A 7,951-nucleotide genomic window follows, 5' to 3' on the forward strand; every position below is an offset into this window, starting at 1 on the left:
CTGCGAGATGTGCACAGTTTCCGGGGCGGGGAGGGTCGGGGCGGGCGGGATCGGGGCGGGGTCGGGCGAAGTGGGCGTGGTCGAAGCCGTTGGGGATCACCACGGCATCGCGGCCGAGATGCTCGACCACGACCCGGCGGGCGGTCTCGGAGACGGCGATGCCGGCGTCGATCTTCTCGATCGAGGCGCGCAGCGCACCGCCGGCCAGCTGCATCGAGCGCGATCGCGGGGTGGCGGTGTGGAACGTCGCGACGACCGGTACGTCCGCGGCCCACAGGGCCAGCAGTGCGATGCTGGGCGTGACCGGCTCGTGGATGTGGAGCAGGTCGAAGTCGCCGGCCCGCAGCCAGCGGCGGACCCGGGCCGCGCTCAACGGGCCGAAGTTCACCCGGGCGATCGACCCGTTGTAGGGCACCGCGACGGCCTGCCCGGCGGAGGTGAACTCGACCGCGGGGTGGAGCTGCCCTTCGACAAGCTCAGGGCACATTCCCGGGGCGAGTTCGGGGCACAATCCCGGGGCGAGTTCGGGGGTCGTGCCCGGGGCCAGGACGTGCGGCCGATGGCCCGACCGGGCCAGCTGCCGCGCCAGCCCGAGCACGTGGTTCTGGACCCCGCCCGGCGTGTCGAAGCTGTACGGGCAGACGATTCCGATCCGCATCAGGTTCCGATCCGTGTCACCGCGCCGCCTCCGGGCCGGTCAGCGGCTCAGCGAAGAACGGCTGCAGCAGGTGCCAGTCCTCCGGCCGTTCGGCGATCCGCTCGGCGAACACGTCGGCGACCCGCTGCGTCGCCGCCGCCAGGCCGTCCGGTCCCGGCTCTACCCCGACCTCCGGTCCGATCCGCAGCACCATCCCCTCGGGCGTGAACTGACTCACGGTCGGAAACAGCGCCGCGCCGCTGCGCTGGGCGATCAGCGCCGGCCCGACCGGCATCGTCACCGGCTGTCCGGCGAAGCGTACGGCCACGCCGTCGCGGGCCAGGTCCCGATCGGCCAGCAGGCAGACCACCCGGCCGCGCCCGACCGCGTCGACCAGGCCGGCGACGGCGGCCGGGTCTCCGTGGGCGAACACCTCCATCCCGAGCCGGGTCCGGAACTCGGTGAACGCGGCGAACTCCGCCTCGCCGAGCCGCTCGGCCACGGTCGTCACCGGAAAGCCGCTGCGGCAGGCCCACGCCCCGGCCAGGTCCCAGTTGCCGCTGTGCGGCAGCGCGACCACCGCGCCGCGGTCGGCGTGCGCGGCCCGCAGCGCCGCCTCGCCGGTCGTCGTCACGCCGGCCACCAGCCGGTCGGCGGCGCCGGGCAGCGCGAGCTGCTCGTACACGTTGCGGAAGTGGCTGACCAGCGCCGCCTCGACCAGGTCGTCGCCGGCGAGCGCGCCGCTCACCAGGGCGAGGTTGCGGCGCAGGTTCCGGACGTGCCAGCCGTCGGCCCGCAGGGTGCGGCGTGCGGCGCGGCCGATGATCGCGGCGACCAGCCCGCGCGGCAGCCAGGAGCCGATCCGCCAGCCGGCCCGGTACAGCTGACGGACGCCGAAGGCCCGGAGTCGATCGCGATCAGGCAACGGGGTCCGATGAGCCGACGGGTGCCTGCGCCGCGCGCGCCTGCCGCCGTACCTGCAGGATCCGCTGGACGACGGTGATCGCGCCGAACACCGTCAGCACCACCAGCACGGCCTCGAGGGCATACGGCACGCCGAGGCCGGCGACGAACGCGCCGACCAGGATCAGCAGCAGCCGGTCGGCCCGGGCCGCCAGTCCGCCGGTGCAGGTGAAGCCGAGACTCTCGGCCCGCGCCTTGACGTAGGAGGTGACCTGGCCGAAGGCCAGCGCGGCCAGCGCGAACGACGCCCACAGCAGGGAGTCCCGCGGCCCGGTGAAATAGAGCAGGATGCCGCCGAAGACCGCGGCGTCGCCGAGCCGGTCGAGGCTGGAGTCGAGGAAGGCGCCCCAGTTGCTGGCCCGGCCGCTCGACTTGGCCATCTGGCCGTCGACGCCGTCGGCGATGACGAACAGGGTGACCCAGACCGCGCCCTGCCAGAGCCAACCCTGCGGGAAGCAGACCAGCGCCCCGACGAGGACTCCGAGCGTGCCGACGATGGTGACGGCGTCCGGGGAGACGCCCCACCGGTTCAGCAGATTGGCCGGTGGCGCCATGACCGCGGCCCACGCGGTGCGGAACCGCTCCAGCATCGCTCAGCCTCGCTCCGCGCCGCTCACGTCCGGCGCCTCGACCCAGGCTCGGGAGACGACCTCCCAGGTCTGGCCGAGCAGTTGGGGCAGCGCCTTGGTCTGCCCGACCACCGGCAGGAAGTTCGCATCCCCGCTCCAGCGCGGGACGACGTGCTGGTGAAGATGGGCGGCGATCCCGGCGCCGGCGACGTTGCCCTGGTTGATGCCGAGGTTGAAGCCGTGCGGCGCGCTCGCATGGCGGATCACCGCCATCGCCCGCGCGGTCAGCGCGCCGACGGCGGCGATCTCGGCGGCGCTCAACTCGGTGTAGTCGGCTACATGGCGATAGGGGCAGACCAGCAGATGGCCCGGCGAGTACGGGTACAGGTTGAGCACCACGAACGCCAGCTCGCCGCGGTGCACGATCAGGCCGTCGGCGTCGCTCCCGCGCTGGATCCGGCAGAACGGACACTCCGTGCTGGCCGTTGACGCCGGCTTGTTCTCACCCTGGATGTAGACCATCCGGTGCGGCGTCCAGAGTCGTTCGAAGCCGTCGGACGCACCCGCGTACGCCGACGGCTCGTCGAGCTCGATGTTGTCGTTCACCGAGGAAGAACCTACCCGGAGTTGTGCGTCTGACGCTGCCGGCGAGCGTGTGCCGGCACTCACATGTCAGCTCCGGTCGTGCTCGAGGCGCTCCAGCAGCGCCACGTCGTCGGGTGCCAGCCAGGTCTCGTCCAGTGCGCGGCCGCCGTTGCGCCGGATCGCGTCGCGCAGTGGCGAGGCCCAGACGTGCTCGACCAGGGCGACCGCCGCCGTCCCGCCGGCCGGGACCGCGTCGGCCAGCGACCAGGTCGCGGTGTCCTCGTCGGCGGGGGCCGGCTCCGACTCCGCGCGGGTCAGCACCTCGACGGCGAGCTCACCCGATCCGGCCGGGAGCCGCTCGTCCGCGACGATCTCGAGCTCCCCGCCGGCGGTCCGCGCGACCACCAGCAGGTCGACCAGCCGGACGAGCCCGGCCGCCTCCAGCCGGGTCAGCTCGGCCAGCACCTCGCCGGAGTACGTCGGCTCGTCGAAGCCGACCACCAGCACCTGGACCGGTCCGGTCATCGCGCCGCCCGGGTCCGCAGCTGGTCGTACTCGGCCTGGGTGATCACGCCGCCGGCCAGGAGCTGCTGGAGCGCGGCTTGGTTGCCGGCCGCGGGATCGGGCGGCGGCGTCCCGGGCACGGCGCTGCGGGCGTACAGCACCGCCTGGTCCGACGGCACGCCGGGCGCCCGAGGCGTGGACGGGTGCGAGGCCGCGTATGCCTGGGCCGGGGTGAACCGGCCACCGTAGTAGGGCACGTCGCCCGTCATCCCGTAACGGCGCAACTGCCGCGGAACCAGCAGCATGGACACTCCCCTCGCTCGGACCCGAGCCGACCGTACCGCGAACGGCGACGCCTCAGAGCGGGACGGACTGCGGAAACGCGAACAGATCGTGCGGGTCGTAGCTGTTCTTCACCGTGCTGAGCCGGCCCAGGTTCGACCCCCAGTAGGCGGTCGGGTAGTCGGTCAGCTTCGGGTCGGCATAGTTCACGTACGCGGAGTTGCCCAGCCACGGCTGCAGCGCCTTCCGCTCGGCCTGGACGAATGCGTCGTAGGGCGCCGGGCTGGACCCGGCCTTGCCGTACGGCCAGGTGGCCGTGTACTGCACGTCGGCGAGGGCGCTCCGCCACGGGAACGCGGTGGCGTCGGCGGCCACCTCCCCGATCGCGCCGCCGAACGCGTCGAACGACACACCGCCCTCGACCATGCCCGGCACGCTCGAGCCCTTGGCGACCGCGGCGACGATCGCCGCCACCCCGGCGCTGGGCAGGGCCTTCTGCAGGATCGAGGAGGTCGCCGCGAACGGGAGCCGCTGGCTGGGCGTCAGCGCGTTCGCGATGCAGGTGTTCGCCGACTCACCGGAACATCCGGCCTCGGCCAGCATCACCGATGCATAGCTGCCCCCGCCGCGGTAGTTCGTGGTGGGCTTCGGGGTGGCCTTCAGCAGCGCGCTCAGCGACGACGACGGCGAGCGGGACCCGACCCAGGTGCCGACCAGCAGCACCCGGCCGCCTTTTCCCGGCTGCACGAGCAGCTTGCAGGTGCTCCACAGCTCGCTCGGCGCGCTCGCCGTCCAGTGCTGCCAGGCGGTCAGCACCTGTTTCGCCGCCGACCAGGACCACTGCAGGAAGAAGGTCTGCACGTGCGGCGCCGGACGTACGTCGAAGGTCAGTTCGGTCACCGCGCCGAAACTGCCGCCACCGCCACCGCGCAGCGCCCAGAACAGGTCGGCGTCGGTGTGGGCGTTCACCGTCCGGGTCTTGCCGTCGGCGGTGACGATCTGCGCGGCGGCGAGCTGGTCGCAGGTCAGCCCGTACGTCCGGGCCAGCACGCCGACCCCGCCGCCCATCGTCAGCCCGCTGATCCCGACGGTGGCACACGAACCGCCGCCGATCGAGACACCCTTCGCGCCGAGCTCGCTGTAGACGTCGGCGAGGAGCGCTCCGGCGCCGATGGTCGCGGTCTTGGCGCTCGCGTTCACGGTGACCGCGTTCAGGCCGGACAGGTCGACGACCAGGCCGGACCCGGACGACCAGCCGCCGTAGGAGTGGCCGCCGTTGCGGATCCGGATCGGAGCGCCGCCGGCGGCGGCGAACGCCACGCAGGCGGCCACGTCGGCGCTGCTCTTTACATGCGCGATGGCTTGCGGTGGGGTCTGGGCGAAGAACCGCGGGTTGTAGAGCAGGTTCTTCGGCTGGTAGCCGCTCTGGCCGGGCATCGACAGCGTGCCGGAGAGCTGTTTCGCCAGCTGGGCGTACGTCGGTCTCGGGCCGGTCGGCGAGGCAGAAGGGGCGGTCGGCGCCGCGGTCGACGCGCCCGGGCCGCCCGCGGGCGGGCCGACGTCCGACGGGTCCTGACTGCGCAGCCCGCAGCCGGTCAGCGCCGTGCCGAGTCCGGCGAGCGCCGCCAGCCGCAGGACGTCGCGGCGTGGGAGTTGCGCGGTCACCTGGTCATCATCACCGGGGACGGTGGCACTGACAATGCCGGGCCGATAACGGTGTCGGCTCAGTCGTCGGCGCCGCGGGCGACCAGCGCGTCGCCAAGGGCGTCGGCGTGCCGGAGCGCGCGGACGACGAGGGGTACGGCGAAGGCGCGGGCGCTGCGCATGCCGCGGGCGCGCTGGGCGTCCCGGATCTCCCGAGCGAGGTCGACCACGACCGGGACGCACCGGACGCCGAGCGCCACCATCAGCCCGAGCCGGTCGGCGTCGACTCCCAGCCGGCGCAGCGGGCGGGCCGCGGCGACGACGGCGTCGACCAGCTCCGTGGTCCTGGTGGTGAGGGTGACCAGCGCGGCGAGCAGCACCAAGACGGCGATCGTGCCGGTGACCACGACCGCACGCTGCCAGCTGTCGAGCACCAGCTGCAGCCCGGCGGTGACCAGCAGCAGCGGCCAGAGCGGCCGGATCTGGCGCAGCGCGGTGGCCGGAGTCAGCCCGGCGGCCGGGTAGCCGAGCAGCGCGATCAGCAGCGCGAGCGCGACCTGCCACGGGCGGTCCAGCCAGATCGCGCCCGCGCCGAGCACGACCAGGACGACCAGCTTGACCCACGCCGGGGCGCGGTGGACGACCGAGCGGCCCGGGACGTACAGCCCGATCACGGGACCTGCTCGGGTCTCTCGGCGCCGCTGGTCATCAGGCTCCGGTAGCGGGTGATCGCCTCGTCCGGCGCGGCGTCGACGACCAGGCGGGCCTCGTCGAAGACGAGGACCCGGTCGAAGCCGGCGAGCAGGTCGAGGTCGTGGCTGACCAGCACGACCTGCTGCGGCAGTGTCTCGACCACGGCCGCGATCCGCCGGGTGTTGCGCAGATCGAGCAGTGTGGTCGGCTCGTCGAGGACGAGCAGGTCGGGCTCGGTGACCAGCACCGAGGTCAGCGCCAGCAACTGCTTCTGGCCGCCGGACAGCAGGTGGGCCGGATGGTCGGCGTGCTCGCTCAGTCCGGCCCGGGCGAGAGCGGCCCGGACCCTCTCCCGCTGCTCGGCCCTCGGCAGTTTGAGCCGGCGCAGCCCGAACGCGACGTCCTCGGCGACCGTCGGCATCACGATCTGGGCGTCCGGGTCGGTGAAGCAGAAGCCGACCCGGCGGCGGATCGCCCGGGCGTCGCGGGCGGTGTCGAGCCCGTCGAGGGTGACCGAACCGGCGTCCGGCACCAGCAGCCCGTTCAGCAGCCGCGCGAACGTGGACTTGCCCGACCCGTTCGCGCCGATCACCCCGATCCGGTGCTCGGTCAGGGTGGCGGTCACCTCGCTCAGCACGAGCCGATCGCCATAGTGGTGGGTGACGCCGGCCAGTTCGATCAGCACGAGCGGACGACCATCGCGACGCCTTGGCCGCCGCCGACCGCGATAGCGGCGAGGCCGTACGCACCGGGGCGCGGGGTGCGGACCAGCTGGCTGAACAACCGGACCAGCAAGACGGCGCCGGAGGCGCCCCACGGGTGGCCGAGGGCCAGCGCGCCGCCCTGCGGGCAGACCCTGGCCGGATCGAGCCGGAGCGCGGCGCAGCAGGCCAGGACCTGGCCGGCGAACGCCTCGTTGAACTCGATCACCTCGACATCGTCCAACGTCAGCCCGGCATGGTCCAACGCCTGCTCGGTCGCCGGGACGATGCCGAAGCCGGGGCGATCGGTAGGGACGCCGGCGGTCGCGGTGGCGACGATCTCGAGCCCCGGCAGCCGGGCGGTCTCGGCCCGGTGCCCGTCGACCACGGTAACTGCGGCGGCACCGTCGTTGATGCCGCAGGAGTTGCCCGTGGTGACCGTGCCGTGCGGTCCGAATGCCGGCGTCAGGCGGGCCAGCCGCTCGGCCGTCAGCCGCGGGCTCGGGCGCTCGTCGCGCGACAGCGTGCCGACCGGGACGATCTCGCCGTCGAATCCGCCCGCGGCTGCGGTGGCGACGGCCCGGGCGTGGGAACGGGCGGCGTACGCGTCCTGGTCGGCGCGGCCGATCCCGTACGTCGCGGCGAGGGCGTCGGCCGCCTCGCCCATCTCCGGGTCCGGCTGACCGTCCGGAGCGAACGGGGCGCGGGTGTAGCGCGTCGGCGCGTCGCGCATCGGCGCGTCGCGCATCGGCGTGCCGCGCATCGGCGTGCCGTGCGTCGGGGGCTGGTCGCGCGCGTCGCCGGTGGGCGGCCAGTATCGCCACGGCGCGGTGGACGGGGACTCGACCCCACCGGCCAGCACGATCCCGCCGCGGGCGGCGACCTGGTCGGCGGCGACGACGACGGCGGCCAGCCCGCTGCCGCACTGCCGGTCGACGGTGAGTCCCGGCACGGCTACGGGCAACCCGGCCGCCAGGGCCGCCACCCGAGCGACGTCGCCGCCGGGTCCCATGCAGTTGCCGAGGATCACCTCGTCCGGACACGCTGCCTCGCCGGCGGTTCTCGGGCCGGCCGTTGGGTGCACGCCGGGCGCCAGTCGGGCCAGTCGCCCCTGCAGCTCGGCCAGCACCGGGGCTGCCAGCTCGGCTGCCCGCACCTCGCGCAGCGCACCACCCTGCCGCCCGATCGGCGTCCGCAGCGCCTCGACGATGACCGGCCGGTCACTCATCGCCGTACCGTCCTGGCCTCCGCGCAGACCCCGATCGGCGTCTCATCGCGCTCCGCCGGGCACTCGGCCCACTCCGTCGGCCAGCCGCGCGGGTCCCACTCCGCACCCCGGCCAGCACCTGTGCCGCACTCCGCACCCCGGCCAG

General features: G+C 74.0%; 10 protein-coding genes. All 10 read right to left on the reverse strand.

Going from position 1 to position 7,951, the window contains the following annotated elements; all coding sequences use genetic code 11:
• Positions 1 to 658: glycosyltransferase family 4 protein (locus ABD747_RS01735; RefSeq protein WP_344801348.1), on the reverse strand; the 658-nt coding region annotated here is incomplete at its 3' end.
• 16 nt (positions 659 to 674) lie between these two features.
• Positions 675 to 1,562 (reverse strand): phosphatidylinositol mannoside acyltransferase, encoded by an 888-nt coding sequence (locus ABD747_RS01740; RefSeq protein WP_344801349.1) that lies wholly within the window; start codon positions 1,560 to 1,562, stop codon positions 675 to 677.
• Positions 1,555 to 2,190, reverse strand: a complete 636-nt coding sequence (gene pgsA / locus ABD747_RS01745; RefSeq protein WP_344801350.1) for a phosphatidylinositol phosphate synthase — start codon at positions 2,188 to 2,190, stop codon at positions 1,555 to 1,557. The genes ABD747_RS01740 and pgsA overlap by 8 nt, the downstream gene beginning before the upstream one ends.
• A 3-nt stretch (positions 2,191 to 2,193) precedes the next feature.
• Positions 2,194 to 2,775, reverse strand: a complete 582-nt coding sequence (locus ABD747_RS01750) for an HIT family protein (protein WP_344801351.1) — start codon at positions 2,773 to 2,775, stop codon at positions 2,194 to 2,196.
• A gap of 66 nt (positions 2,776 to 2,841) precedes the next feature.
• Positions 2,842 to 3,279, reverse strand: coding sequence for a DUF6325 family protein (locus ABD747_RS01755; RefSeq protein ID WP_344801352.1), 438 nt, complete (start codon positions 3,277 to 3,279; stop codon positions 2,842 to 2,844).
• Positions 3,276 to 3,563 carry an SHOCT domain-containing protein gene (locus ABD747_RS01760; RefSeq protein ID WP_344801353.1) on the reverse strand — a complete coding sequence of 96 codons (288 nt, stop codon included), beginning with the start codon at positions 3,561 to 3,563 and terminating at the stop codon, positions 3,276 to 3,278. The genes ABD747_RS01755 and ABD747_RS01760 overlap by 4 nt, the downstream gene beginning before the upstream one ends.
• A 52-nt stretch (positions 3,564 to 3,615) precedes the next feature.
• On the reverse strand, positions 3,616 to 5,205 hold the full coding sequence (locus ABD747_RS01765; RefSeq protein WP_344801354.1) for an FAD-dependent oxidoreductase: 1,590 nt from the start codon (positions 5,203 to 5,205) through the stop codon (positions 3,616 to 3,618).
• 59 nt (positions 5,206 to 5,264) lie between these two features.
• Positions 5,265 to 5,858: an energy-coupling factor transporter transmembrane component T family protein gene (locus tag ABD747_RS01770; RefSeq protein WP_344801355.1), complete on the reverse strand. Its 594-nt coding sequence runs from the start codon at positions 5,856 to 5,858 to the stop codon at positions 5,265 to 5,267.
• The gene (locus ABD747_RS01775) at positions 5,855 to 6,562 is read right to left on the reverse strand and encodes an energy-coupling factor ABC transporter ATP-binding protein (protein WP_344801356.1); all 708 of its coding nucleotides are present in this window, start codon (positions 6,560 to 6,562) and stop codon (positions 5,855 to 5,857) included. Before ABD747_RS01775 ends, ABD747_RS01770 begins: the two co-directional genes overlap by 4 nt.
• Complete coding sequence (locus ABD747_RS01780; RefSeq protein ID WP_344801357.1) at positions 6,556 to 7,806, reverse strand: thiolase family protein; 1,251 nt, start codon at positions 7,804 to 7,806, stop codon at positions 6,556 to 6,558. Before ABD747_RS01780 ends, ABD747_RS01775 begins: the two co-directional genes overlap by 7 nt.
• Between the last annotated feature and the right edge of the window lie 145 nt (positions 7,807 to 7,951).

This window comes from Microlunatus ginsengisoli (assembly GCF_039537205.1).
In the GTDB taxonomy this organism is placed as follows: Bacteria; Actinomycetota; Actinomycetes; order Propionibacteriales; family Propionibacteriaceae; genus Microlunatus; species Microlunatus ginsengisoli.